This is a genomic window from Clostridium sp. 10cd* (genome assembly GCF_044336395.1).
Lineage (GTDB): Bacteria > Bacillota_I > Bacilli_A > Erysipelotrichales > Erysipelotrichaceae > Clostridium_AQ > Clostridium_AQ innocuum.
Window position 1 is genome coordinate 267,399 of the sequence record NZ_CP172347.1, and the last position, 25,606, is coordinate 293,004.

Here is a 25,606-nt window from a genome sequence, read left to right on the forward strand (position 1 = left end):
AATTCACCTCTTTTTACTGTTTCTCAATCTTATACCCGACACCCCAAACAACCTTGATATAACGGGGAGCACGGGGATTGATTTCAATTTTCTCTCTCAGATTTCGAATATGGACCATAACGGTTTCGGTGTTGACTGCGGTTTCGTTCCATACATGCTCATAAATATCATCACTGGAAAAGACCTGACCAGGATGCTCCATAAACAGCTGCAGAATCCGAAATTCAATCGGTGTCAGCCGACGTGATTCTCCATCCACAAAGACCTCCTTGCTTTTGCGATGCAGTTCGATTCCACCCAGAAGCAGCCTGTCCTCCACCTCCTGCTTTTGCTCGAGCAGCTGCTGAAAGCGCAAATGCCGCCGCAGCTGTGCATGTACACGGGCGAGCAGCTCCATCGGGACAAACGGCTTTGTCACATAGTCATCCGCACCGATATTCAGACCGGTAATCTTATCAATATCTTCCGATTTGGCAGATAATATGATGATAGGGAACTCATACAGCTCTCTGATTTTCATTGTCAGGGCAATCCCGTCCATTACCGGCATCATGACATCGATGATTGCAAGATCCACCGTATTGTTTTGTAATAGCTCCCAGGCAATGGCTCCATTCGCTGCTTTCAGGGTCTGATACCCCTGGCTTTTTAAATAAATTTCAATAGCATCCGCAATCGATGCCTCATCCTCGGCAATTAGTATGACAGAACTCATGATGACACTCCTTTTTTATAATTATACAACAGATATGTGCTATTTTCTTGTTTTTTCATAAAATGCAGACATATCAAAGGTATGCAGACAGAGTAATCCGGCAAGGCTGAATCCGATAAACAGTATCATGATATCCAGTATGTTCATAATCCGTCCTCCTGAAGCAAGTATATCGAAAAAGTATTAAGGAACGACGGCATCAATTCAAAAGATTTTCTAAAGAAGGCTGAAGTGAAAAGTTAAATTCCACTTTCAAAAGGCGAATAAAAAATGTGGAACTTTCTTCTACAAAAGTCTATACAGAGCATAAATATAGCGTTAGAAAGGGTTTCAAATAGGTAGAAGTAAGTAAAAATGTGAAGAAAGTGGTCATTGTGCGAATGATAGATAAAATAAATAAGCGCACTGAAAATAGGCTCCATTATGCCTATGTATAACTAAATTCCACTTCCATTTTATAGTTACACTATAAATAACTGTTCTTCCCGCTGCTCTTATCATTCTTTATATCATCTGTTTGTTACTTATGAGTCAATACGCTTGGACGAAGTATCACTTCGTCCTTTTCTATTTTCTGTAGACCAAATTCATAAAGTTTCTGCGCTAATTCCGGACACATGAACTCACATAGCTCAAATGGGGATTTTCCATTCAAATGTTCCTTGGCACTGGAATTGATATGTGAGATGGCTACATTCAAGGAAGTCTGATCGGTCAGGCCGATACTGCGTAAGTCTACTTCGTTAGGTAATATATAACGTAATTCACGATGCATATTTTCCAGGCTTCCTTTCTGCCCGGACTGCATAGGGTCGCAATAGAAGACTCGTGTCCTTCTGGTACCATCGTCTCTTTTTTCCATATGCTCAGCATCAGTAAATTCACCTCCGCGATCAGTGAGTGTTATATGAGCTTCCTGTTCAAACAGGCTTTTTCCAAGGATGGAATCAAGAACAGCTAGTCCGTCAACCATATCTGCAGCAGTCTTCGTGTCGTGATATACAGCAAACAGGAGCCCATATTTGATGAATTTGAAAGTCTGGATAAACGGTCCATTGGAAATGTCATTATAGACTGTATCCATTTGTAAAATGTGTGTGATTTCCTCAGACTCAACATAGGATTGGTAATCTGTGTAAAGCCGTCCAACAAGGAATTTACGGTCTTGTCGTTTTTTATAGATCGTCTTCTTCTTAGCGGTCATTTTTCTTTTGACTTTTATACGAAGGTCAATATTAGCAATGCCAACACATTCGAATACACCTTGTTCAATATAGTTGTAGAGTGTCTTCTCACTGATTCCAAGTTCGGGATGTGCAGCTATGATCTGATAAGGTGAATGACCTTTTAATAGAAGAGGCTTGATGGTATTGCCTAGCTCTACAGCTTCTGATGAGGTCAGATTGATTCCGGTTCGAGACTCAACGAGTTCGCTACGGTATTCCTCATAGGCGATCGTAGGTTTATAGAGGTATTTATCAAAGCGGCAGCTTTTCAGTTTCTCACAGCCATTACAAGCTCCCGGAGTACGATCTCTGCGTTTACAGCGGAACTTAGAATAATCAGGGCAGTTGACAGTACAATTCTTTCTCTTAAACTTACAGTGAGCATAGTTCTCGCATTCTAGAGAAAGTGTAGATTTATGAGAGAGATAACGGTGAGCACGGATTTCCTTACCTATCGTAGATTTATCTTTGCCTAGATTATCAGCAATAGCTTTTTTAGAAGAACCATTAACGATGCCGATCGCGATGACATTGCGATCGTCCTGAGTCAGATGTTTGTTTTTGTTCGTTGCCATATTCATCACCCTTTGTAATGTGTATGATAATAACCAGCGGTTACCTTCATCATAGATATAAAAAAGGATATATGAAAGACTAAATGCAATTGTAAGTGTAAATTCAACTAGATTGTTGTGTAAGAGTCTTTTCTACTTAGCTACTTTGAAAGTGGAATTTAACTTTTCACTTCAGCTTTTCTAAAGAAGTCCGGGTATTTGCTTGTAAAAGGCATTCCAATGAAATACAATTAAGGAAGAAAGGGTGTTTGTATGAAACGAATCATTGAAAATATAAAATTTATGCAGGATGGCACCATGGTGTTTGGTGATCTGCATCTGGAAGATGGCTTTGTGGAACGAATTGATTATAAAACACCACATATGGTGAGTGATATAGCAATACCGGGGTTAGTGGATATTCATACCCATGGCTTTCACGGCTATTCCTGTGAAAATACAGATATCGGGAATCTGCATGCGCTGGCGCTGGAATATCCAAAACGCGGAATCACCTCATTTTGTCCGACGGTATCAGCAAGATCACTGGATGAATTTCGTACGATCATCGACGCATATCGGAAAGCCTTTCAGGGAGATTATCGGGGAGCACGCTACGAGGGCGTGCATCTGGAGGGTCCATATTTAAATCCGGATCGCCGTGGTTCCATGAAAAAAGAAAATCTTATGGAAATTCATCTGGGTGAGCTGGAGGATTTTTTATCAGAGTATCATGATAATATAAAAATCATGACAATAGCTCCGGATGTAAAAAATGCCATGGAAGCAATCTCGTTACTGCATCTGTATGGGGTTGAGATTTCACTGGGGCATACGAATGCAGATTTTACCCAGACCAATGAAGCGTTCGCATGTGGAGCTACACAGATTACACATCTGGGAAATACCATGCCGGAAATCACACATCACAAGCCCGGTATGATGGATGCCGTATTCTTATCCGACTGTCTGTGTGAAGTTATCATGGACGGCGTACACATGCAGAAGGAGATGCTGAAATGGGTGATTCGTCTGCTGGGCTGTAGCCGTGTGGTTGCGGTAAGTGACGGCACGCCTTTTTCTGGCTTTCATTATCCGGACGGCTATGAGCTGGAGGATGGAAGTGTTATACGAAACGGCGCTGTTTATAAAGAGGATGTACTGCTGGGCAGCAGCTGTGACCTGCTGGATATCTTTCAGTATCTGTACAAGCAGGAGGGCTATGATCTGTCCGACTGTATCCGTATGTGTTCCACCAACGCTGCAAGGATGCTGAAAACCTATGCCCATGAAATCGGATTGGGAAAAAATATCAATCTGGTGATTCTGGGACATGATATGCGTGTGAAAGAAGTTATTATCAACGGAAGAAGTGCGTTATGAATTTTATGGGAAGATGCTGTGAAGGCTTTGCAGAGCTTACGGGAAGTGTTTATGGGAATATAAAAGGGCTCATGGGGTTTTTATGAAACCTGTCATGAGTCTTTTATTGTGGATGGAATGCAAAGGCAGAAACCGGCAATGCGATACCTGAGCTATTATTTTTCCAGGCTTATGAAGCAGAAATAGAGATTCTATGAATCGTTAAGAGTAGAAGAAAGGCAGATAAGGAGAGTTAAGAAATCTAATGACGCTTATAAACTCGTTTTAAGAGGAGTTTGTATTGCTGGGAATACAGGAATCAGTTAATTCTCTTAAAACGCTCTAAAACGAATAAAAATGGGGATTTAAGAAAAATTAAGAAATGACCGGAGAGCAGAGATACAAAAAAGAAGGCATTTGCCTTCTTTTTTACACAAATTATTTGTTTACGCGGATAAATACAGGACCACTTCCGATATAAGCAGATGCTTCAACGGTCGTTCCGCCCTTCCATCCACCATGAACAGCCTGTCCGTTACCAACATATACAGCGATATGAGGAACTCCGGCACCGGCATCATCATAGTAAATTAAATCTCCCGGCTGTGGACTGCTTGTTACGCTACCCAGAGACATATACTCTGCCGGCCAGCCGTGGAAATAGATTCCCTGTGCTGCCAGTGCATTGGAAGCCAATGCTGTACAGTCCTGACCAACACCAAGCTGAGCCAGTGCTGCAGAAGCGATTCCGCCATCAGCAGTTCCCAGGTTCTTAGAAGAGCTTGCAGCTCTGCTACCGGAACCATTGCTTGCAGTATCTTCGCTGTCAGCTACATCTTCACTTGCGTTATCTGTAGTTTCCGCCTTTTCTTTTTTCTTGATTTTCTTTGCTACACCGTTTTTGTCAAACTTGTAACCAGCATATTCTGTCTTAGTTGCAGCCTGACCTTTTTTGTTGAAATAATACTTCTTACCGTCAATCGTCTTCCAACCCTTGGTCATGAAGCCGTAATCTGTGTAATAGTATTTCTCTCCGTCCTTCTTCACCCATCCGGTCGTAATCGTACCGTCATCGTTGAAGTTGTACTTTTTACCATCAATGGTTACAACGCCGGAAGCCAGAGAACCATCTTTTGTGAAGTAAACTTTCTTTCCGTTTACCTTGGTCCAACCGGTAACCAGTTTACCATCTTCGCCGAAGTTGTAAGTTTTGTTATCGATCTTCTGTACACCAGTAACAGCAACTCCAAATTCATTGTAGTATGTATCCTTTACTTCGTTCCATCCTGTCAGCAATACTCCAGATTTCTGGAATGTGTATTCATGACCATCGATGACCTGTTTTCCATTCACACGGTGACCTTCTGCATCAAAGTAGTAGGTAGAACCGTTGATTTCTTTCCAGGAACTTGTAATCGGATGACCCTCGTTGTTCAGGTAGTAGCTGCCAGCCTCATCAAATACCCATGAGCTTGTTTTTACCTGGCCTTCCATTTTGTAGACTCTGTCCGTGCCACTTCCGTGCCATCCGTCAGAATTTTGTGCCGCATATACCGTAGTTACTGCTGTTCCAGCTGTAGCCAGACACAGGACTAAAGCAACTTTCTTTGTGTTTTTTTCGATAAAATTCATGTTATCACCTCGACATCAACGCCCTCATTGTAACAAAGCGTTTTTTTATTTGCAACCCCTATTTTTTGAAAACTTACGATTTTGTCACTTTTCCGTCCCATCACGATTCCCTTTAAAAGCTTTGTTTATAGGCTGAAACCCGATTTTAGAAAATTTTAAAAAAGTTATGAAATTTTTTTGTATTTCTTCCGTTTTTCATCCGAAATGCGTCAGAAACACAAAAAGGAGCCGTAGCCCCTTTTTTATTGTTTTTTTCTTTTTACGGTCTGCGGATTGCCGTGATACTCTGTCCGCTGTTGTTGCTCCAGAAGCTTACAGAGGATGTGATAACTCCTGTGGATGGATTCGTTGCATGAACCATCTGTCCGCCGCCTACGTAAATGGATACGTGTGCACCACCGCTCCATACAATCAGATCACCTGGCTGCATATTGCCGTAGGATACCGCTGAACCGACACTTGCCTGTCCGCCTGCTGTTCTCGGGATGCTGATGCCTGCCTGTGCATAGGCATAGGAGGTCAGACCGGAGCAGTCAAAGCCTGCAGGTGAGGATCCGCCCCAAACGTAAGGGGAGCCTACCATGGAAGCCGCAATGCCTGCCGCACTGGAGTTGCTTCCGGAACCTGCCGGATTCAGATTTGCACTTGAGGAGGAAGAGCTGCTTGAAGCCGCCGCGGAGCTGTTGCCAGCTGTGCGTGTGCTCTGTACATTCTCATTGCTTTCTGTTGTTTCTTCTTTTTTCTTCTCTTTGATTTTCTTCGCCACACCGTTCTTATCAAACTTGTAGCCTGCGTACTTCGTGCTGGTTGCTGCCTGTCCCTTGCGGTTGAAATAGTATTTCTTTCCGTCAATGGTCTTCCAGCCCTTTGTCATAAAGCCATACTTGTCGTAATAGTATTTTTCTCCGTCTTTTTTCACCCAGCCACTCTGTAAGGAACCGTCGCTGGAGAAGTTATAGGTTTTTCCGTCAATCTCTGTTTTTGCTGTTGCCAGAGAGCCGTCTTTTTTGAAGTACAGCTTCTTCCCATCTACCGTCTGCCATCCGCTGACAATGTTTCCGTCCTTATCGAACAGATACTGTTTTTCATCAATTGTCTGCAGACCGTTCAGCTTTTCACCGAATTCGCTGTAGTAGGATGTTTTTGTCTGATTCCAGCCGGTCAGCAGTACGCCGGATTTCTGGAACTGATATTCATGACCGTCAATGACCTGTTTTCCGTTCACACGGTGTCCTTCGGAGTCGAAGTAGTAAACAGAGCCGTTGATGGTCTTCCATTCGCTGATAATCGGATGCCCGTCTGCATCCAGGTAGAAGCTTCCGCTTTCGTCAAACAGCCATGAGCTGGTCTTGACAGCGCCTTCCTCTTTGTAAATGCGGTCCGCTCCGGTTCCATGCCATCCGTCCGCATTAGTGGCAGCATATACAGTTGTGACTGCAGTTCCAGCTGTTGCCAGGCACAGAATCAGCGCCACTTTTTTGGTATGTTTTTCAATAAAATTCATGTTGTCACCTCACAGTTTTGCATTCTAACAGAGAAATTTCCTTTTTGCAAACCCATTTTCTGTAAAATGTGCAAAAAGAATGCGCACAGTGAAATGACACAACAGCAAATCCCCGCTTATTCATGGGCTTTTTTACTGTTCGGCAGGATATATAAAATTTTTTTGATTTTTTTTATAGCCTACTCTTTTTTGAACCAGTAGACAGAGCCTCCGGAATCTTCCGTACCAGTGATGGGATTCACTCGTTTTTCCTGAATGCCGTCACTAGGCTGATACCAGACACCCTTACGTTTTTTGTATAACCCGTTAAAGGTATCCTTGAAGATGTCCTTGCTGATGGTGTAATACTGCTTTTCCAGTTCGCGGTTATCATCGAAGCCGCTCCAGATGCCTATGGTATATTCCGGATTAAAGCCCATAACCAGTGAATCCCAGTCGCTGGTGCCTGATTTTGCCGCTACGGTGATATCCGGCTCATGCCCGTACATGCTTGGGAAGGTATAGGATTTATTGCGGATATCGAAGGTCGAGGTCATCATCTGATTCAGTATCAGTGTTTCATCCCGCTGGAGCAGCCGTTTCGGCTGAACCTCACGCTTGTATACAACATCATTCCCGCTGGTGATATGAGAAATGAGCGCAGGCTTAACATACAGACCCTCGGAAGCAAAGGTATTGTAAATACGGCTCAGCTCCAGCAGCGACATATTCACGGTACCGAGCGCCTCACTTGGATTCGGAGAGGATTGACGGATGTTAAAATCAAGCAGTGCGTTGTGCAGTGTATCCACACCGAGAAAAAGCTGTGTTTTTACGGCGTAGATATTGTCACTCAGGGAAATGGCATTGATCATGGAAATTTTTCCGTTCGCATAGACATTGCCGTAATTGGTCGGCGCATACTCCTCATCATCGGATACGCGGAAGGTCGTCTTCTGTGAGGTGAATTGCGTGGATGGGGTAAAGCCCTGCTGGAGGGCGCAGTAATACAGCAGCGGCTTGATGGTGCTGGCGACCTGTCGGGAGGAATAGATGGCGCGATTGTATTGTGAAATCGTATAATCCTTTCCTCCAACCATAGCCATTACGTTTCCGGTGAAGGGCTGTGTGATAATGCCGGCTACCTCCAGCTCACTGCTTAAATCCACATGCTTCGTGACAGCATTGCTCAGCTGCATTTGTACCTTTGGGTCATAATAGGTGTGTACATGAATTTCCCGGTTCAAATCGATATTCAGCTTGCTGAGCTCCTGAATAACCGCATCGATGTAGTATTCATCAATACCGTAGGTACTGATGTTTACATTGGTGGAAAGCTTCAGCTTTTCCTTTTTGGCTGCCTCATACTGCTTTGATGTAATGACACCGTTATTCTTCAATACCTCCAGAATCAAATGCTCCCGCTTGATTGCATTGTCCTTGTGCAGAAACGGGGAATAAATACTGGGGCCGTTCGGTATTCCTATCAGCATGGCAGTTTCCGCTATGCTGAGCTGATTCAGCTTTTTATCAAAGAAATACTCTGCGGCAGCATTCACACCATACACACCGTGTCCGAAATAGACCGTGTTCAGATAGCCCTCCAGAATGTCCTTTTTGCTGTACTGCATTTCCAGACGGGCTGCATAAAAAAATTCCTGCACCTTCCTCGATAAGGTCTGTTCATTTGTCAGAAACAGATTTTTTGCATATTGCTGTGTGATCGTGGAGCCGCCCTGTCGGATATCCCCATGAATGAGATTGGTACCCAGCGCCTTTGTAATGCGCACAGGATCAAAGCCGGCATGGTAGTAGAAACGTTTGTCCTCTACACTCACAAACGCATCCTGAACAAATTCGGGAATATCATCAATGGACGTCCACTGCATATTTTTTTTGAAATTGGATTCGTATATGATATCGCCGTTCACATCATAGATTGTAATGTTCTTTCTCTGTTCATCCAGCGGCAGTCGATTGAACAGGGCGTAGGCATAGACACATACAATCAGTGTGAGCAGTGCGAAGATCATTCCAAACACCAGCTTGCGGATTCTTTTCATAGCAACACCTCGTATGCTATTAGTGTGAGCTTTTATGCGTGCTTTAAACACAAAATATGAAAGTGGTATACACCATCCGCTAATATTCTATAATTATAATATTCTATGATTGATATAATAACTCGTTGATGGAAGGTTAGCTGAGATGAAGATAAATTTTTCCTGTACGAAATAAAATTGCCAACTCCTGCTGAACAGAAAATCATATTTGAAATAGATTCTATTTTATATTATAAAGTTATAATATATCAATTATATTATAACTTGTGTATGAATCGTTAGGGTAGAGATAAAGAACTTTAGGAGACTGTTTTTGTGAATTCACACCCTATATATTATAAGGAAGAGTTTTTTTGAAAAATGAATCATCAGAACCAGAGTGACTATATAATATAAGGAAGAGTTTTTTCCTGGATTTAAATGATTGGAAGTAAAAGGATGGAGAATTGTCGGAATGGTTTATTGTATTGTATAATAGATAATCCCTTGTACGCAATCTGATTCTCAAAGTGGAATATGCTTATATATTCTAAAAGTATAATATGGTTTTGCATTGATTACTATTATTCCACTATTATAATAACATGTACGATTTGATAAAAATGTTCTGTATGCATATTTTGTGCGTAAAGTGGCAGTTAAAATTTTAAAGAGAAAAAGTGAAAAAAAGGTTGCACGATATTCAATTTCTGCTATAATGCTCATGATAAGTGGTGACAGCATGAAAAAGCATATCGTAGTAAAACAGAAACATCTTTACACAGAAGAGCGAAACTTCATGTTTGAAGGACAGGCTTTTTTTTCGGATTCAGACGGCTGTCTTCGGCTTTCCTACACGGAACGCGGCAGCAATACTGCGGTCAGCGTTGAAGCTGAGAACGAGGAGCTTCGCATTCAACGGGACGGAGAACTCATGACACGGCTGACGTTTCAGCATAAAAAGCAGACGACAGGTTCTATTCTGTCAGAATTTGGAACGATCGATATTGGAGTTTTTACGCATAAATATATAAAAAGAGAAAATATTATAGCCATTGAATATGATATTCTAAGCGGTGACGAGGTCACGGACGGATATCGTATCCTTTGGATTTTAAAGGAGGATAAGGTGTGAATCAGATTGAGAACAACTTAAAGCAGGCATTGCACAATGCCGTGCAGAAAGCATTTGATACAGAGCTTGATACAGCGAGCATTGTAATTGAAATACCAAAGGACAAAAGTCATGGTGATTACTCTACGAATGTGGCAATGCAATTGACCCGGGTATTAAAAAATAATCCGCGTAAAATTGCAGAGGCTGTTGTAGAGGCACTGGATAAAGCGGCGGCAGATATCGAAAGCTGTGAAATTGCAGGACCCGGCTTTATCAACTTCACGATCAAGAACACATCCCTTGCACAGATCATAACAAGGGTTCTGCAGGAGCAGGACAACTACGGAAACAGCAACGATGGACAAGGTCTGAAGGTGAATGTGGAATATGTTTCTGCGAATCCGACAGGTGATTTGCATCTGGGTCATGCAAGAGGTGCCGCGTGGGGTGACAGCATCACCCGTTTGATGAAAGCAAGCGGATATGATGTGTGCCGTGAATATTATGTTAATGATGCCGGAAATCAGATTGTAAATCTCGGCAAGAGTCTGCAGGCGAGATACCGTGAGCATCTGGGTCTGGATTTTGATCTGCCGGAGGATGGCTATCACGGGGAAGATGTTAAAAACATCGCAATTGCAATTGCGGAAGAATATAAGGATGCCTATGTCGAATACAGCGATGCCAACCTGAAATTCTTTAAGGAAAAGGGGATTGCATTCGAGCTTGATAAAATACGGCGTGATCTGGATAACTTCCGGGTGCACTTCGATGTATGGAGCAGTGAACAAAGCATTCGTGATGAAGGAAAGGTCGAAAAGGCACTAGAGGTATTGCATGAAAAGGGTCTTACGTATGAAAAAGACGGTGCCCTCTGGTTTGCGACAACACGTTTCGGGGATGATAAGGACCGTGTTCTTAGAAAAAAGGATGGCTCCTACACATATCTGGTACCTGATATAGCATATCATAAGGATAAGTTGGATCGTGGCTATGATCTGCTCGTGGATTTGCTTGGTGCCGATCATCACGGATATATTCCCCGTCTGAAAGCGAGCATTGAAGCATTGGGAAATAACCCGGACAAGCTGCAGGTGGATATCATCCAGATGGTACGCCTTGTTGAAAACGGTGAAGAGGTCAAGATGAGCAAGCGTCTTGGAAACGCGGTAACCATTCGTGAACTCTGTGAAGAGGTCGGCGTGGATGCCGTACGCTATTTCTTTGTCCAGCGCGCCGTGGATACACACCTGGATTTTGATCTGGGGCTTGCCAGAAAACAGAGCAATGACAACCCTGTATACTATGCGCAGTATGCACACGCCCGTATCTGTTCGATTCTGCGACAGGCTTCCGAAATTGCGGAGGCGAAGTCCTTTGAGCTGCTGACGCATGAAAAGGAAATCGCACTGATGAAGTATATCAATGAATTTACGAATGTAGTAAGCGATGCTGCACGTTCCCGTGCACCGCATAAGGTATGCAATTATATTCAGAAGCTGGCACAGCATTTCCACAGCTTCTATAATGTATGCAAGGTAATAGATCCTCAGCAGCCGGAACTTTCTTCCCAGCGACTGGCACTGCTGAAAGCCACAAAGATCACATTGAAGAATGCCTTATATCTAATCGGCGTTGACGCCATTGAAAAAATGTAGGAGGAGCATGAAGTTATTATGAAAAAGTCTATGGTCGATGTAGCATATGATTTGATGTCTACGAAGAAGAAAGCTATTGTATTCCTGAAGCTGTGGGAAGAAGTCTGCCAGGTTATGGCATTTACGAAGCAGCAGGAGGAAGACAATATCGCACAGTTTTACAGTGATCTGTCGCTGGATGACCGATTTGTAAATGTCGGAGAAAACAAATGGGACCTCAGAGAACGCCACACCTATCATGAAGTTGTTGTGGATACGGAAGAAATCCTTATCGATGAGGAGGCTGACGATGACTACGAGGAAGACGATGCTGCAAAAGCAGGGGATGAAGAATTCTAAAAAGGATGCATCCCCTTTTTCATGCCTCTAAGCCGTTATCCGCATGTACTATGGAAGCATAGCAGCATACTGCTTTTGGAAAATCAGGGAAGGAAGGCCGTCAACCTACGGATGCCTGCTATGGCTGCCGTGATATAAAAGGTTTTCCGTAAGCAAACTTGAAATATGCCCTTTTTTGAAAATATGTGTCCAAAAGCTTTTCAAAAGGGGAAAAATGCAGTAGAATAATAGTGTTAAGAGACTAAAGGAGGAATTTGATTATGGCATTAGTATCCGCAACAGAAATGCTGAATAAAGCACACGAAGGTCATTACGCAGTTGGTGCTTTCAACATTAACAACCTTGAATGGACAAAGATGATTTTACTGGCAGCTGAAGAAGCTAAATCTCCGGTTATGTTAGGAGTATCTGAAGGTGCTGCTAAATACATGTGTGGATTTAAGACTGTAGTAGCTATGGTTAAAGAAGTTCACGACAGCCTGGGAATCACTGTACCGGTTGCTCTGCATCTGGATCACGGAAGCTACGAAGGTGCAAAAGCCTGTATCGAAGCTGGATTCACATCTGTAATGTTCGACGGTTCACACTATGCATTCGAAGAAAACCTGGCAAAATCCAAGGAAATGATCGAACTGGCTCATTCTAAAGGATTATCCATCGAATGTGAAGTTGGTGGAATCGGTGGTGAAGAAGATGGTGTTGCTTCCATGGGTGAGCTTGCTGATCCTCAGGAATGTAAGACAATCGCTGAGCTGGGAGTAGACTTCCTGGCTGCCGGAATCGGTAATATCCACGGAAAATACCCTGCTGACTGGGCTGGTCTGAACTTTGAACGTCTGGGAGAAATTCAGGATGTAACAAACGGAAAACCACTGGTACTGCATGGTGGATCAGGAATTCCTGCTGATCAGATTGCTAAGGCTATCTCTTTAGGTGTTTCCAAGATCAACGTTAACACTGAGCTGCAGCTGGTATTCGCAGATGCTACTCGTAAATATGTTGAAGCTGGAAAAGACTTGGAAGGTAAGGGCTACGATCCTCGTAAACTGCTGAAGCCAGGATGCGATGCAATCAAAGATAAAGTTACATCTATGATGAAAGAATTCGGTTCTTACGGTAAAGCTGAATAATCAAACAAAACGAAACGGCAGATATCTGCCGTTTTTCAAAACTGAGGCTGATGGGCGGTAAAAGCTGTCATTTCGGCAAGGTATATGGGGTATGCTGCAAAAAAGCATGCTCCTTTTTTTTCTCTGCTACGTTTGATTTTCCCGGGAAATAGCGATTTCTTTTCAAACTATATAAGGATAGAATCTATAATTGTACAGATTGTGTCAAAAGATGTGAAAAGATTTGGATTTGATTTTGAAAGCTATGCTTGTTATTTTATAAATAGAAACATTCGATTCTGATATCGTAGGAGTGATGGTATGAATAAAATTATGCTTCTCGTCTTACTGACGATTATTATGATAGCGGTAGCCGTTCCCTTTGTTATTCGCAGCCTTTTATGGAACAGAGTATTGAAACTGCTTCATAACGGGCAGTACGATAAGGTTCTCATCATGCTGAACAGCAAAGCGTTTCAGCTGTTTTTTAAGGAGTATGACCGTAACTGGAACACGCTGCGTGTTTATCTGGCACAGGGAAATAACCGTAAAATTGAAGAACAGACCAAAAAGCTGCTTGACAGCCGACTTACAAATGCGCAGGCATATCAGATAGCCAGTCAAACCTATTTTTATTTCCTTGACCGGGAAAACCGAGATGTATGTGAACGGCTGCTCTCATATATTGAAAAAAGCGCAGGGGAGGAAGAACTTTTATATGATCGAATGCTGTTTCGCATCATGATTGAAAAAAAGAGTGAAGATATCGCAGAAATGGAAGCACTCCTTGAGAAAAAGGAAGCAGAAAAAATAAAAAAAGATCAAAAGCAGGATCAGCAGGTACAGATGGGTATTCTACAATATCTGCTTGGACTGCAGTATTCCTACCAGAAAAACCGCCGACAGATGGAGCTGTATCTGAACAAAGCCAGAGTGAATCTGAAGGGTACGCCATACCATAAAAAAGTCAAACAGCTATTGAATAAAGCATGATTTCGTTTAAGACGCGGGAGGAATTGCATGAATATTATGTTGAATCTTGACAAGCGCTGTCAGGAAATCTTAAAAAGGCTAATGTATGCCGGAGGATATCTGAAAATACAGGATCTTGCAGATGAAATGCAGATATCAAGACGCAGTGTGTATTATGATATCACTAAAATCAATGAATGGCTGGAGGATCAGGAAATCGATCCGCTTGTTCAGGAACGCGGCAAGGGTATTTTTGTCAGCAGTGAGCAGTCCAGAAGGATACAGGAGGCAATGAGTGATCAGGGGAGTGATAACTATCATGTCTTTACCCCGGATGAGCGAAACCGGATTGAGATATGTGCAATCATTATCCGTTCCCATCCGCTGTATATAGAGAATTTCATGGAGGTATGTCAGGTCAGCAGAAATACGGTGATCAATGATCTGAAAAATGTCATACGATTCCTTGAAAATTACAATCTGGAGCTGACCTACGATATCAAAAGCGGCTATCGTATTGCTGGAGACACGATTAAGAAGCGTGCAATTTTCTTTATGCTGTTTCCATCCTTATGGGAGTATTATGACCGGCAGGTTGTCCTTGTGGAAAATGAGCAGTATATCCGTGAAATTCTGGTAAAGCTGAAGAAAATTGAAAGTGAGCTGCATGCGGAATATGTCAGCGGAGTACTGCCGACACTTGCTGTTTTCATGTCTGCTATTGACAAGCGCAGTGATCAGCTGACATTCTCGGATATGGATGAGGAGGAGATTGTAGAAACAAAGGAATATCAGCTTGTTTCACAGTATTTTCCGGATTTGGAAAATGGTGAGAAAATTTATGTAACTCTGCATCTGCTGGGGTCGAGACTGCAGACGATTCCTGTCAATGTCATGAAGGAGCAGGATGAAACCTACGAGATTTCCAAGAACCTTGTTCATGAATTTGAACGCCTGACCTGTATATTCTTTGATCAGGAGGAGGAGCTGGTGGATGCGATCAATGCGCATCTGAAAACATCCCTGTATCGCTATCGATACGGTATTCAGCTGGGAAATCCGATGCTGAACAGCATCAAGACGGAGTATGAGGAGCTTTACGAAATTACAAAAAAATCCTGTGAATATCTGGAAAAAAAGCTGGGCTGTCTGATATCCGATGCAGAGGTAGCCTACATTACACTGCATTTTGGTGCATTTCTGACGACCAATCAGACACAGAAGCGCAATCTGCGTATCCTGATCATCTGTCCCAACGGAATCGGAACAGGAAATATGCTGCGTAATGAGGTGGCTTCTCTTGTGCCGCAGGCAACTGAAATCGTGAACCTTCCATTGAGTCAGTACGAGGAAAATCATGATTTTGATGTTGTGATATCCACCGTCGTCCTTCCGAAGGAAAAGAAGCTGATTGTCGTACATCCGATTCTGACAGATCAGGACAGGGTTACCATACTGCGTAACTGCATGTATACCGAACCGCAGGCCAATCTGCAGATACAGGAGATTGTGCGACTGGCAACCAGTTATATTCCATCCTCCAAGCTGGATGAATTTGAAAAGGATTTGCAGGATTACTATTCCAGTATACAGATTCGTACGGTGCCCCACCGAAATTTCGGTCAGAATCTCGTATATTATCTCAAGCCCTCCCATATTCAGATCTGCCGGGAGGATTGTGACTGGGAAGAGGCTCTGCGTCTGTCCTGCCGTCCGCTTCTGATGGAGGACTCCATTACACAGGAGTATGTGGAGGCAATCGTGGAGGATCAGAGAAACCGCGGTCTGATGATGTTTCTAGCAGACGGACTCGTGCTTGCGCATGCAGCGATTGAAAAGGGTGTGAAGCAGCTTGATGTGGCCTTATGCACCTTTAAGCATCCGGTTACCTTTCTGAATGGAAAGCAGGCACGCATCATCATCGTATTATGTGCGGAGGATCAGACCAAGCATATCCGTATCCTGAATGATGTGCTGAATATTTTCTCCAAAAAGAAGAGTATTGAGCAGCTGGCAGCACTGGAAAGCAGTGAGGATATTCAAAGCTATATTCGTGCACATACGCAGGAAACTGAAGGGTAATGCACGTTTAAGCGATTACAAATTGCACAATATCTAACATTTTGCACAAAAACGGGAAAACAATTGGTCTTGTATTTCCAACTGAAAAAAAAGATAATGAAAACGTAAAGAGGTAAGGGTATGACATCTATGGAAAAACTGTTACAGGAAAAAAACTGTTACCTGAGAGATCGGGTGCAGGACTGGAAGGAAGCTGTTCACATTGCATGTGAACCACTGATCGAGCAGAATTACTGCACAACGGCATATGAAGATGCCATTTACGAAATCACAGAAAGACTTGGTCCATACTATGTGCTCTGTGAAAATCTGGCACTGATTCACGCCAGCAACCAATCCGGTGTCAATGACACGCAGATGGCTGTGACCGTGCTCAAGGAGCCGGTGAAATTCAAGCCGGACGGATATGATGTCCGTGTACTGGTAACACTGGTTGCCAAAGACAGTGAATCCCACATGGAAGGGATTCAGGCTGTATCCAACATCTTCTCCGATGAGAAGAAGGTTCAGGAAATTCTGGACGCAACATGCCCGAAGGAAATATTCGACCTGTTTGTTTCCAACGCATGTGAAAAATAGCGTTAACCATTTGAAAGGGAGGATTTACACATATGTTAGAATTTATTATCAACATACTGTCCACACCTGCAATTCTTGTAGGTCTGATGTCTTTGCTGGGTCTTGCGCTTCAGCGTAAGCCAATCGAAGATATTGTCAAGGGAACCGTCAAAACAATCGTCGGCTTCCTCGTATTATCTGCCGGTGCTTCATTCCTGCAGTCCGGATCATTGAACGCGTTCGGTGATCTGTTCAACTATGCATTCAGCATGCAGGGTGTTGTACCAAACAATGAAGCAATTGTTTCTCTGGCTCTGAAGGACTTCGCTACAGATACTGCTTATATCATGTGTCTGGGTATGGTCTTCAATATTGTAATGGCTCGTTTCTCAAGAATGCACTACATTTTCTTAACAGGTCATCATACTCTTTACATGGCATGTATGCTTGCCGTAATTCTGAATGTCGGCGGTCTTGAGAACTGGCAGCTGTGGCTGGGCGGCGGACTTCTGCTTGGCTTCATCATGGCATTCTCTCCTGCTTTCTGTCAGCCGACAATGCGAAAGATTACCAAAACGGATGAGCTTGGCTTCGGTCACTTCGGTGGTGCCGGATACTGGTTTGCTGCACAGTGTGGGAAGCTGTTCAAGGGCAAAGGAAAATCAACAGAGGAAGTTAACTTCCCTCAGCGTCTGACCTTCCTGCGTGATACAACCGTAGCAATCGGTCTTACCATGGTGATCTTCTTCCTGATCGTTACAACCGTAGCGGTAAGCAAGGGTATCCTGAGTGCAGATGCTGCAGCTATTCTTGAAAAATATCCAAACCTTGCTGGTCTGTTGAATGTTGGGGCTGAAACAAAGACTCACTGGGCTGTATGGGCAATTACAAGCGGTCTGAGCTTCGCTGGTGGTGTTTACATCATCCTGAGCGGTGTTCGTCTGATTGTCGGGGAAATCGTTCCTGCATTCCGTGGTATTGCTGAGAAGCTGGTTCCAGGTGCTGTACCTGCAATCGACTGTCCAGTCGTATTCCCTTATGCTCCAAATGCTGTACTGATCGGATTCCTGGTATCCTTCCTTGGCGGTATCGTGGGACTGTTCATTCTTGGATTCATCGATACAAACCTTATGAGTGTTGCACTGATTCTGCCTGGTGTTATTCCTCACTTCTTCTGTGGAGCAACCGCCGGTGTATTCGCAAACGCTGAGGGTGGATTAAAGGGCTGTGTATTTGGAAGCTTCATGCACGGGTTACTGATTACCTTCCTGCCTGCAATCTGTATGCCGGTTATGGGTTCTTTGAACTTCGCTAACTGTACATTCTCTGATGCAGACTTCTCCTGGATGGGAATCGTCTTCGGAAATATCGCTCAGATTGTTCAGGGCGTTGGTCTGTTAGGTGTCTGTGCGGTTGTATTCCTGATTCCTATCGTGTACAATTATGTTGCACCTAAGAAAGCAAAAAAAGCTGAATAGGCTTTAGAAAGAAGGAAAATAAATTATGGAAATCAGAAGCATTATGTGTTGCTGCGGACAGGGACTTGGAAGCAGCATGATCGTCAGCATGAATGTCGAAAAAGCTCTGAAGAAGCTGGGTGTATCCGGTGTAAAGGTTGAGCATACGGCAATCGGTGAAGTAACAGAAGGAAGTGCTGACCTGTTTGTCATCGGAGCAGACCTTGCACCTCAGATGACGAGCTACAAAAACAAGATCATCTTAAATCAGCTTATGGATATGAATGAAATCGAAACCAAGCTGAAAGAAGTATTCGGTCTTTAAAAAAACGGAAAAAGAAGGCTGTTTCTTCCATCCTTCTTTTTCTTTACAAATTTTTGATAAAAAACAGCAGAAATAAGCGTGAAAACTGGAGCATCGCTAATTGTACAGCGAACGTAAAAAGAGCTGTACCATACATTGCCTGAAGGCTTGCACGCTATCTGAAAAGGAGGTAATAGCATTGGAAACATCACAACTGAAGGAATTGCAGGTATTTGCTGCACAACTGCGAATGGATATACTGGAAATGCTGGAACACAGAGGATACGGACATTTGGGAGGTTCTCTATCCATCGTTGAACTGATGAGTGTTCTGTATGGTAAACAGCTGCATGTGGATCCGAAAAACCCGAAGATGGAGGATCGCGATATGGTCGTTTTATCAAAGGGTCATGCGGGACCTGCCTGGTACTGTGCGCTGGCAGAGAAGGGCTTTTTCGACAAGGAATGGCTGATGACACTGAATGATGGTGGTACAAGACTTCCAAGTCATCCCGACCGTACAAAAACTCCGGGTGTTGACATGACAACCGGATCTCTGGGACAGGGTACAAGTGCTGCTGCAGGTATTGCGACGGGACTGCGTATGAAAGAATCAAGTCGTTATGTCTACATGATTGTGGGAGATGGCGAGTTGAATGAAGGGCAGTGCTGGGAAGCCTTCCAGTATGTTGCTCATTATAAGCTGAACAACTGTATCGTGATTATTGACGATAACAAGCGGCAGCTTGACGGGTATACGAAGGATGTCATGAATCCTTTCAGTATTCCTGATAAGATGAAGGCATTCGGCTTTGATGTTCAGGTCGTAAAGGGAAATGACATTGAAGCGATTGATGCGGCAATTGAACAGGCCAAAGCGGTAAAGGATCAGGCAGTATGTATCGTTCTGGATACGATCAAAGGACAGGGTGTACCGTACTTTGAAGAAATGGTATCCAATCATTCTGTCAAATTCAACAGTGATGAAGTTATCAATGAAACACATAAGGCGATTGCAGATTTAAAGCAATTTATTGAAAAGGAGGGACAGTAGAATGTTTACTCTCAGCAAAGACCGCAGTAAAAAAGGGAAAGAGCTGCGTATGGTTGTCGTGGAAACACTGCAGGATATGATGAAGAGCGATGCTCAGGTTGTGGCAATGGAAGCTGATCTTGGCGGTGCAAGCGGCTTTACCAAGATTCAGAAAAGCAATCCGGACCGGTTCATTCAGTGCGGTATTTCAGAAGCAAACATGACAGGTGTTGCGGCAGGGCTGTCTGTGACAGGCTTCAAACCGTATTTACATACGTTTGGACCCTTTGCTTCCAGAAGAATCTACGATCAGATTTTCCTGTCTGGTGCATATGCCGGTAATACAATGAACATATACGGTTCGGATCCCGGATTTACGGCAGGGCCAAATGGGGGAACACATACTACATGGGAGGATGTCGCTCTGATGCGCGCAATTCCGCATGCTGTGGTATGCGATGCAGCCGATGAGGTACAGCTGGACTGGATCATAAGAGAATTCGCAAGGATGGAGGGTGTGCATTATATCCGTGCAAATCGTAAGGATGTACGCAATGTATACGAAAAAGGCTCCACCTTTGAAATGGGAAAAGGAAATATTGTAAGAGAAGGAAGCGATGTTTTGATTATATCTGCCGGACAGCTGGTGAGCGATGCACTGGATTGTGCGGAAGTATTGTCAAAACAAGGAATTTCCGTGGAAGTCATCGATATGTTCTGCATCAAGCCGCTGGATGAGGAGCTGATCATTCGTGAAGCAGCAGGGAAAAAGGCTGTTGTAACATTTGAAAATCACTCGATTATCGGTGGTCTGGGAAGTGCTGTCGCAGAGGTTCTTGCGGAGAACAATATCTCTGTGAAGTTCAAACGACATGGTGTTAAAGAACGCTTCGGCGCAGTAGGTACTCCGGAATTCTTGCAGAAGGAATTCCGATTAACTGCAGAGGATTTGCTTCAGACAGTGGAAAACACATTGAAATAATACAAAGAGGGATCAGTCTGAATCTGATTCCTTTTTGTATGCATATCCGTCTTCGACAACATGTATTATATCAGTGAATCAACACATAAAATGCTATGCAATAGATATACCGGAAATTCCAGAAACTATGAGGCTTCTGCGTCTGTCCTTCTTCATTCTCATACATGGTTCTGCGATTTTTATGTGTTCTTTATCACATGAACGAAGTAAAAACTTAAAAAAGAGAAGATGTTATATCATGTTATCTTTATTTTTATAACATGTTGTGTTATATTTTAAGGGGAACTACATTCAGGAAAGGGGATGAAACAATGCAGAAAAAAGAAGGTGCTCCGCTGTATCTGCAGATTTACAAGGAGTTGCAGAAACGAATAGAAAATGGAGTATATAAAGAAAATGAGCTTCTGCCATCAGAAGCATCCTTACAAGCGGAATTCAATGTCAGCCGTATAACGATTAGACGTTCACTTCAGGATTTGGAGCTTGCCGGATTTATAAAAGTGCAAAAGGGGAAAGGTGCTATGGTGCTGGCGAATAGAAAATATACCGATTTGGTCGGTGTCAGCAGTTTCTCACAGGATGCTATGAAGTCCGGGGAACGGCCTTCTTCTATTATCTTGGAATTTGAAGAAATGAAAGCTTCCGGAATCGTATGTGATTACTTACAGCTTCAGGAGGGCGCTGATATTTACCGCCTGAAACGTCTGCGCTTGAAAAATGGAAGAATCATCGGGATGAATGAACAGTTTATATCGAGACAAACCGGTTTTGAACTACACGCAGATGTATTGAATGAAAAAACATCAATTTATGCCTTATATGAAGAACAGGGTCTCCATATAGAGCGTGCAGTAGAATCCATAGAGGCGGTAATGCCATCTACGGCATTGCGGAAAGAGCTTTATATGAATGAAGGAGAGCCGTTATTTAGGAGAGAGCGAATCACTTATGATTACAAGAACAGGCCGCTGGAATTATCGATAAATTCCTATAAAGCGGATGAATACAAATATATCATTACATTGAAAAAGGATGAGCTATAAGCAGCTTATTGATCTGTTGCAGTAGGCTTTCACTCTGTGGCTTCACGAGTCTGTCTGCATGCTTATGATATCCCGTTGAGGAAAATGAATATGTCATATTTTTGATGAAAGCAGTGAACGGTTGTTTGCTGCTCTTTTTAATCTGCAGCAAAGTAATGCATACCGTATTGCTTCATAAGTAAATAGAATGAAAAAGGGCATATAATCCAGTCCGCCATTACTTTTTTGTTTCGATGATATAACAAGTGAACAGCTATTATACCGCATGTTTTTATGTAAAAGGCTTACATAGATAACAAAATTTGTAATTCATACAGTTAATATTGACAAACATGATATAATAAGTTATTATATGGCTATAACATGTTATATCATGATTAGAACAGGAGGGAGACGACTTGAAGTATTATGATATTCACTCCCATTTAGGGAAGACAAGCTCCGGAGATGAAAACACACCCAGCGAGCTGGTAACAGATTTGAAGAGGTATGGTATTGAAAAGGTCGGTATCAGCTGTCTTTCAGGGATATCTACAAGAGAGCAGAATGATTTGATTTACCGTGCAATGCAGGAATATCCAGAGGTCATTGAGGGCTATGCGTTTATCAATCCAAAGGATGCAGCTGCAGAAAATGAAATAGACCTATGCCTTGGGACATATGGCATGAGTGCAGTGAAGTTTCATTCCTGGAAGCATGGCTATTATCCGGATAATTCCGGATCCCTCGATCGCCTGCTGGACAAAATCGATTCCTATGGTGTGCATGTGCAAACCCATGTCGGTACTGCACCAATCAGCAATCCCTATGTCTGGGCAGAATATGCCAAAAAGCATCCGCATGTCCGTTTTGTATTCACTCACATCGGGTATTATGAATTCGGGATGTCCACGATAGAAGCGGTTAAGGATTTACCGAATGTCTGGGTGGAAACCTCCGGACAAATGGATGTAGAGGTATTAAAAAAAGCGATAGCTGTGCTGGGATCGAAACGTGTCTGCTTTGGTACGGACTGGCCCTATAAGCCGGTAAATATGGAGATCAGCAAATTTTATGAGTTGGAATTAACAGAAGAGCAGCGCGCTGATATTTTTTATCGGAATGCTGAAAAATTATGGAAGCGAGTAAGGGAGGAACAGATATGAACATAACTACGTTTCGAATTGATGATCGACTGATTCACGGACAGGTGGTAACCGCCTGGATAGCACATAGTGATGCAAAGCAGATTTTGGTTGCGGATGATGCGGCTGCGAAGGATACCCTGCAGCAGTCCCTCCTCAAAATGGCAACACCGAAAAAGGTTGATTTAAAAATTATGAGTCTTGAGGATGCAAAGCAGCTGATTCAAAACGACGAGAGTGATACAAAAACACTGCTGCTTGTACGCGGTCCGAAGCAGGCGTTGTATTTGATTGACAGCTGCAGCGATGTAAAAAGTATAAATGTCGGAAATATCAATATGAAAAAGGGGAAAAGAAAAATTCTGGGGAACTGCTGGCTGAATGATGAGGAAGAAAAGGATATTCGTCTTCTTGCAGAAAAGGTGGAGGTTGAAGTACGCGCTGTACCAAATGAGCATAAACAGATTCTGGTAAATCTGCTTTAATTTAGAAAGGAAGGGAATTTTATGAGTTTATTTTTACAGGCATTTCTTGTCGCGCTGGCTGTGACAATTGCATTTATTGATGCACATACAACACAGACACACATCTTCCGCCCAATATTTATTGGACCATTGGTTGGTGCTATCATGGGGGATTTCAATACCGGATTGCAGGTAGGTGTAACCGTTGAGCTTATGTTTCTTGCTGTTATCTTTGTTGGAACAGCAGTGCCCCCCAATCCCACGATTTCAACAGCAATCGCAACTGCTGTAGCCATTTTGGGTGGCGGAGGGACAGATCTGGCAGTAGCAACTGCACTTCCTGTATCCTTCATAGGTCAGATTGCGGAGACGGTGCAAAATTCCGTAATCAATGTATGGTTTATGCATAGAGCGGAGCATGCGATTGAAAAACTGGATACAAGAGGGCTGGTTATGAACAATATCGTCTTTACAATGGCGATGAATGCCCTTCTCTATGGAGTACCAACCTTTCTTGCTGTATATTTTGGTGCCGATTTTGTAGCAGATATCATTAAAGCGATTCCGGATAAGATTATAACCGGATTATCTGTAGGAGGAAATATGGTAGGTGCTGTCGGTTTTGCTTTACTGCTCAGCTCTATCAAAAATCATACCATGTGGCCGTTCCTGTTTCTCGGATTTTTCTTTGCGGCCTATCTGCAGATCAATATGGTAGGTATTGCACTGCTGGCTGTTGTTTTTGCGGCACTGTATTACTATTTCAAACTTGCAGATGAGGGAAAGGAGTAGGCAAATGGAAGCAAAGAAACTAACAAAAAAAGATTTATGGAAGGTATTCCGCGGTCAGCTTACAATCCGTGGAGCAAATAACTATGAGCGCCAGCAAAATGCCGGCTTTACTCAGGCTATGATGCCGGTCATTGAAAAGGTCTATGACAATGATGAGGATAAGCGGGAGGCTTATGAACGGCATATGGAATATTTTCTGACAAATGATATCACAAGTGCAATTCCTGTCGGAATTGCTGCGGCAATGGAAGAAATGCACGCGAATGATCCGGATATGGACCCCAATGCAATCAATGCGGTAAAAACTGCCCTTATGGGACCTCTTGCAGGCCTTGGGGATTCCTTGCTGAATGGTACAGCAAGACCTATTCTGGCAAGTCTTGCCATTTCTCTTGTACATGCCAATCTGGGATGGGTAGGACCTATATTCTTTGTTATCGGTATGAGTATCGTTTCCCTGGGCATCCGCTATCTGGGAGTAATTCAGGGATATAAGCAGGGAATCAAGCTTGTTGAAAAAATTAACTCCAGTGGTCTGATTTCCAAAATTACAGATATTGCCGCAATCGCTGCCTATACGATTGTCGGAGGCTTCATACCGGCTCTGGTTGTTATGAACATTCCGATTGAAATAAAGTCCGGTGAGACAGTTATCAATATTCAGAAGACATTGGATGGTCTGATGCCGGGGGTTCTGGGTCTGGCCTATACCTTCCTGATGTATTATCTGGTAACAAAGAAAAAAATCTCGGCAGTTAAACTGATTTTCTTCACAATGGTGTTTGCTATACTTGCAGTTTATGCAGGCATTCTTGGTTAAGGAGGTGCTCTGATGATAGATATTCATTCGCATTTAAAAACAGACAGTGGAGAAGGCAGTGTGCAAAAGCTCTTGCAGGATATGGACCGTTTCCATATCAATCGGCGTGTTATTTCAGATATGCGCTATGATGATGTGCAAGACGGAAACCAGAAAATTGCTGAGCTGGTAAAGGAATACCCTGAGCGTTTGATCGGATGTGCAGTGCTGAATCCTGCACTATCTACGATTCTCGAGGATACAAGACATGCCTGCTCGCTGAAAGAAATCCGTATGATAGAATTCGATTCATATCGTCATGGCTATGCTCCCGATGATTGTCCTGTTCTGGATGATGTGTTCGCAATGCTGCAGGAGCGCGGTTTGCCAGTTAAGGTATTTTCCGGTATTGGCGCAAAGGCCTTGCCGCATCAGTGGGAATCGTATACAAGAAGATATCCGCAAATACCGTTTATCTATTTGCATATGGGATGCTTTGATTACGGGTACAGCTGCGTGGATATTGTAAAGCGGAATAAAAATGCATATGTAGAAACGAGTAATCAGTATGAAATGCAGATTCTGAAAAAGGCATTCCGGCAGCTTCGTGAAGAACAGATCGTATTCGGAACAACCTATCCGCAGCGTTTTACAAAAAATGCTGTGGAGGTATTTGATTTATTTGATTTGAAAGAGGATCAGCTGCAGATGTTTACGGATGGAAATGGCAAACGTCTGCTGCAGATGTGAGGAAAAAGA

23 protein-coding genes are annotated in these 25,606 nt (G+C 43.1%); 18 read left to right on the top strand and 5 right to left on the bottom strand.

What is annotated here, in order from left to right; translation table 11 throughout:
- Window positions 1-13: 13 nt before the first annotated feature.
- Window positions 14-715 (bottom strand): response regulator transcription factor, encoded by a 702-nt coding sequence (locus ACG3M1_RS01370; RefSeq protein WP_044903993.1) that lies wholly within the window; start codon window positions 713-715, stop codon window positions 14-16.
- Window positions 716-1,235: 520 nt separating this feature from the next.
- The gene (locus tag ACG3M1_RS01375) at window positions 1,236-2,516 is read right to left on the bottom strand and encodes a helix-turn-helix domain-containing protein (RefSeq protein ID WP_044947570.1); all 1,281 of its coding nucleotides are present in this window, start codon (window positions 2,514-2,516) and stop codon (window positions 1,236-1,238) included.
- Between the two features lie 252 nt (window positions 2,517-2,768).
- On the opposite strand from ACG3M1_RS01375, the gene ACG3M1_RS01380 reads away from it, so the two are divergent.
- A complete protein-coding gene (locus tag ACG3M1_RS01380; RefSeq protein WP_009270202.1) occupies window positions 2,769-3,878 on the top strand; it encodes an N-acetylglucosamine-6-phosphate deacetylase in 1,110 nt (369 codons plus the stop codon).
- Between the two features lie 417 nt (window positions 3,879-4,295).
- On the opposite strand, the gene ACG3M1_RS01385 is transcribed toward ACG3M1_RS01380, so the two are convergent.
- The 3 genes from ACG3M1_RS01385 to ACG3M1_RS01395 form a co-directional block, all read right to left on the bottom strand.
- Entirely contained in the window at window positions 4,296-5,489 is a 1,194-nt protein-coding gene (locus ACG3M1_RS01385) for an NlpC/P60 family protein (protein WP_002606962.1), read from the bottom strand.
- Window positions 5,490-5,748: 259 nt separating this feature from the next.
- Window positions 5,749-6,993 carry an NlpC/P60 family protein gene (locus ACG3M1_RS01390; protein WP_002606963.1) on the bottom strand — a complete coding sequence of 415 codons (1,245 nt, stop codon included), beginning with the start codon at window positions 6,991-6,993 and terminating at the stop codon, window positions 5,749-5,751.
- Between the two features lie 179 nt (window positions 6,994-7,172).
- Entirely contained in the window at window positions 7,173-9,035 is a 1,863-nt protein-coding gene (locus ACG3M1_RS01395; protein ID WP_395814709.1) for a transglycosylase domain-containing protein, read from the bottom strand.
- Between the two features lie 721 nt (window positions 9,036-9,756).
- On the opposite strand from ACG3M1_RS01395, the gene ACG3M1_RS01400 reads away from it, so the two are divergent.
- The 17 genes from ACG3M1_RS01400 (at window position 9,757) to ACG3M1_RS01480 (ending at window position 25,597) form a co-directional block, all read left to right on the top strand.
- Window positions 9,757-10,149, top strand: a complete 393-nt coding sequence (locus ACG3M1_RS01400; RefSeq protein ID WP_395814712.1) for a DUF1934 domain-containing protein — start codon at window positions 9,757-9,759, stop codon at window positions 10,147-10,149.
- Window positions 10,146-11,789 carry an arginine--tRNA ligase gene (gene argS, locus ACG3M1_RS01405; RefSeq protein ID WP_217793597.1) on the top strand — a complete coding sequence of 548 codons (1,644 nt, stop codon included), beginning with the start codon at window positions 10,146-10,148 and terminating at the stop codon, window positions 11,787-11,789. The genes ACG3M1_RS01400 and argS overlap by 4 nt, the downstream gene beginning before the upstream one ends.
- 18 nt (window positions 11,790-11,807) lie before the next feature.
- On the top strand, window positions 11,808-12,128 hold the full coding sequence (rpoE, locus tag ACG3M1_RS01410) for a DNA-directed RNA polymerase subunit delta (protein ID WP_002606967.1): 321 nt from the start codon (window positions 11,808-11,810) through the stop codon (window positions 12,126-12,128).
- 260 nt (window positions 12,129-12,388) lie between these two features.
- Entirely contained in the window at window positions 12,389-13,258 is an 870-nt protein-coding gene (gene fba / locus ACG3M1_RS01415) for a class II fructose-1,6-bisphosphate aldolase (RefSeq protein ID WP_002606969.1), read from the top strand.
- A 300-nt stretch (window positions 13,259-13,558) separates the two neighbouring features.
- Entirely contained in the window at window positions 13,559-14,230 is a 672-nt protein-coding gene (locus ACG3M1_RS01420; protein WP_002606970.1) for a hypothetical protein, read from the top strand.
- Window positions 14,231-14,257: 27 nt separating this feature from the next.
- Window positions 14,258-16,291 carry a BglG family transcription antiterminator gene (locus ACG3M1_RS01425; protein WP_008818246.1) on the top strand — a complete coding sequence of 678 codons (2,034 nt, stop codon included), beginning with the start codon at window positions 14,258-14,260 and terminating at the stop codon, window positions 16,289-16,291.
- A 120-nt stretch (window positions 16,292-16,411) separates the two neighbouring features.
- The gene (locus ACG3M1_RS01430; RefSeq protein WP_008818247.1) at window positions 16,412-16,870 is read left to right on the top strand and encodes a PTS sugar transporter subunit IIA; all 459 of its coding nucleotides are present in this window, start codon (window positions 16,412-16,414) and stop codon (window positions 16,868-16,870) included.
- A gap of 32 nt (window positions 16,871-16,902) precedes the next feature.
- The gene (locus ACG3M1_RS01435; protein WP_008818248.1) at window positions 16,903-18,327 is read left to right on the top strand and encodes a PTS ascorbate transporter subunit IIC; all 1,425 of its coding nucleotides are present in this window, start codon (window positions 16,903-16,905) and stop codon (window positions 18,325-18,327) included.
- Between the two features lie 25 nt (window positions 18,328-18,352).
- Window positions 18,353-18,631 carry a PTS sugar transporter subunit IIB gene (locus ACG3M1_RS01440; RefSeq protein WP_002606974.1) on the top strand — a complete coding sequence of 93 codons (279 nt, stop codon included), beginning with the start codon at window positions 18,353-18,355 and terminating at the stop codon, window positions 18,629-18,631.
- Window positions 18,632-18,809: 178 nt separating this feature from the next.
- Complete coding sequence (locus tag ACG3M1_RS01445) at window positions 18,810-19,664, top strand: transketolase (protein WP_021420894.1); 855 nt, start codon at window positions 18,810-18,812, stop codon at window positions 19,662-19,664.
- Window position 19,665: 1 nt separating this feature from the next.
- Entirely contained in the window at window positions 19,666-20,625 is a 960-nt protein-coding gene (locus ACG3M1_RS01450) for a transketolase family protein (protein ID WP_002606976.1), read from the top strand.
- Between the two features lie 311 nt (window positions 20,626-20,936).
- The gene (locus tag ACG3M1_RS01455) at window positions 20,937-21,668 is read left to right on the top strand and encodes a GntR family transcriptional regulator (RefSeq protein WP_002606977.1); all 732 of its coding nucleotides are present in this window, start codon (window positions 20,937-20,939) and stop codon (window positions 21,666-21,668) included.
- A 398-nt stretch (window positions 21,669-22,066) separates the two neighbouring features.
- Complete coding sequence (locus ACG3M1_RS01460; RefSeq protein WP_008818251.1) at window positions 22,067-22,813, top strand: amidohydrolase family protein; 747 nt, start codon at window positions 22,067-22,069, stop codon at window positions 22,811-22,813.
- Window positions 22,810-23,277 (top strand): PTS system mannose/fructose/N-acetylgalactosamine-transporter subunit IIB, encoded by a 468-nt coding sequence (locus ACG3M1_RS01465; protein WP_002606979.1) that lies wholly within the window; start codon window positions 22,810-22,812, stop codon window positions 23,275-23,277. Before ACG3M1_RS01460 ends, ACG3M1_RS01465 begins: the two co-directional genes overlap by 4 nt.
- Window positions 23,278-23,298: 21 nt before the next feature.
- Window positions 23,299-24,048, top strand: a complete 750-nt coding sequence (locus ACG3M1_RS01470; RefSeq protein ID WP_008818252.1) for a PTS mannose/fructose/sorbose/N-acetylgalactosamine transporter subunit IIC — start codon at window positions 23,299-23,301, stop codon at window positions 24,046-24,048.
- Window positions 24,049-24,052: 4 nt separating this feature from the next.
- Window positions 24,053-24,868: a PTS system mannose/fructose/sorbose family transporter subunit IID gene (locus ACG3M1_RS01475; protein WP_021420896.1), complete on the top strand. Its 816-nt coding sequence runs from the start codon at window positions 24,053-24,055 to the stop codon at window positions 24,866-24,868.
- A gap of 12 nt (window positions 24,869-24,880) precedes the next feature.
- Complete coding sequence (locus ACG3M1_RS01480; RefSeq protein WP_008818254.1) at window positions 24,881-25,597, top strand: amidohydrolase family protein; 717 nt, start codon at window positions 24,881-24,883, stop codon at window positions 25,595-25,597.
- Window positions 25,598-25,606: the final 9 nt, after the last annotated feature.

Coding starts and splice junctions, on each gene's coding strand:
- ACG3M1_RS01370 (WP_044903993.1), bottom strand. CDS start 715: ATGAGTTCTGTCATACTAATTGCCGAGGATGAGGCATCGATTGCGGAT.
- ACG3M1_RS01375 (WP_044947570.1), bottom strand. CDS start 2,516: ATGGCAACGAACAAAAACAAACATCTGACTCAGGACGATCGCAATGTC.
- ACG3M1_RS01380 (WP_009270202.1), top strand. CDS start 2,769: ATGAAACGAATCATTGAAAATATAAAATTTATGCAGGATGGCACCATG.
- ACG3M1_RS01385 (WP_002606962.1), bottom strand. CDS start 5,489: ATGAATTTTATCGAAAAAAACACAAAGAAAGTTGCTTTAGTCCTGTGT.
- ACG3M1_RS01390 (WP_002606963.1), bottom strand. CDS start 6,993: ATGAATTTTATTGAAAAACATACCAAAAAAGTGGCGCTGATTCTGTGC.
- ACG3M1_RS01395 (WP_395814709.1), bottom strand. CDS start 9,035: ATGAAAAGAATCCGCAAGCTGGTGTTTGGAATGATCTTCGCACTGCTC.
- ACG3M1_RS01400 (WP_395814712.1), top strand. CDS start 9,757: ATGAAAAAGCATATCGTAGTAAAACAGAAACATCTTTACACAGAAGAG.
- rpoE (WP_002606967.1), top strand. CDS start 11,808: ATGAAAAAGTCTATGGTCGATGTAGCATATGATTTGATGTCTACGAAG.
- fba (WP_002606969.1), top strand. CDS start 12,389: ATGGCATTAGTATCCGCAACAGAAATGCTGAATAAAGCACACGAAGGT.
- ACG3M1_RS01420 (WP_002606970.1), top strand. CDS start 13,559: ATGAATAAAATTATGCTTCTCGTCTTACTGACGATTATTATGATAGCG.
- ACG3M1_RS01425 (WP_008818246.1), top strand. CDS start 14,258: ATGAATATTATGTTGAATCTTGACAAGCGCTGTCAGGAAATCTTAAAA.
- ACG3M1_RS01430 (WP_008818247.1), top strand. CDS start 16,412: ATGACATCTATGGAAAAACTGTTACAGGAAAAAAACTGTTACCTGAGA.
- ACG3M1_RS01435 (WP_008818248.1), top strand. CDS start 16,903: ATGTTAGAATTTATTATCAACATACTGTCCACACCTGCAATTCTTGTA.
- ACG3M1_RS01440 (WP_002606974.1), top strand. CDS start 18,353: ATGGAAATCAGAAGCATTATGTGTTGCTGCGGACAGGGACTTGGAAGC.
- ACG3M1_RS01450 (WP_002606976.1), top strand. CDS start 19,666: ATGTTTACTCTCAGCAAAGACCGCAGTAAAAAAGGGAAAGAGCTGCGT.
- ACG3M1_RS01455 (WP_002606977.1), top strand. CDS start 20,937: ATGCAGAAAAAAGAAGGTGCTCCGCTGTATCTGCAGATTTACAAGGAG.
- ACG3M1_RS01465 (WP_002606979.1), top strand. CDS start 22,810: ATGAACATAACTACGTTTCGAATTGATGATCGACTGATTCACGGACAG.
- ACG3M1_RS01470 (WP_008818252.1), top strand. CDS start 23,299: ATGAGTTTATTTTTACAGGCATTTCTTGTCGCGCTGGCTGTGACAATT.
- ACG3M1_RS01475 (WP_021420896.1), top strand. CDS start 24,053: ATGGAAGCAAAGAAACTAACAAAAAAAGATTTATGGAAGGTATTCCGC.
- ACG3M1_RS01480 (WP_008818254.1), top strand. CDS start 24,881: ATGATAGATATTCATTCGCATTTAAAAACAGACAGTGGAGAAGGCAGT.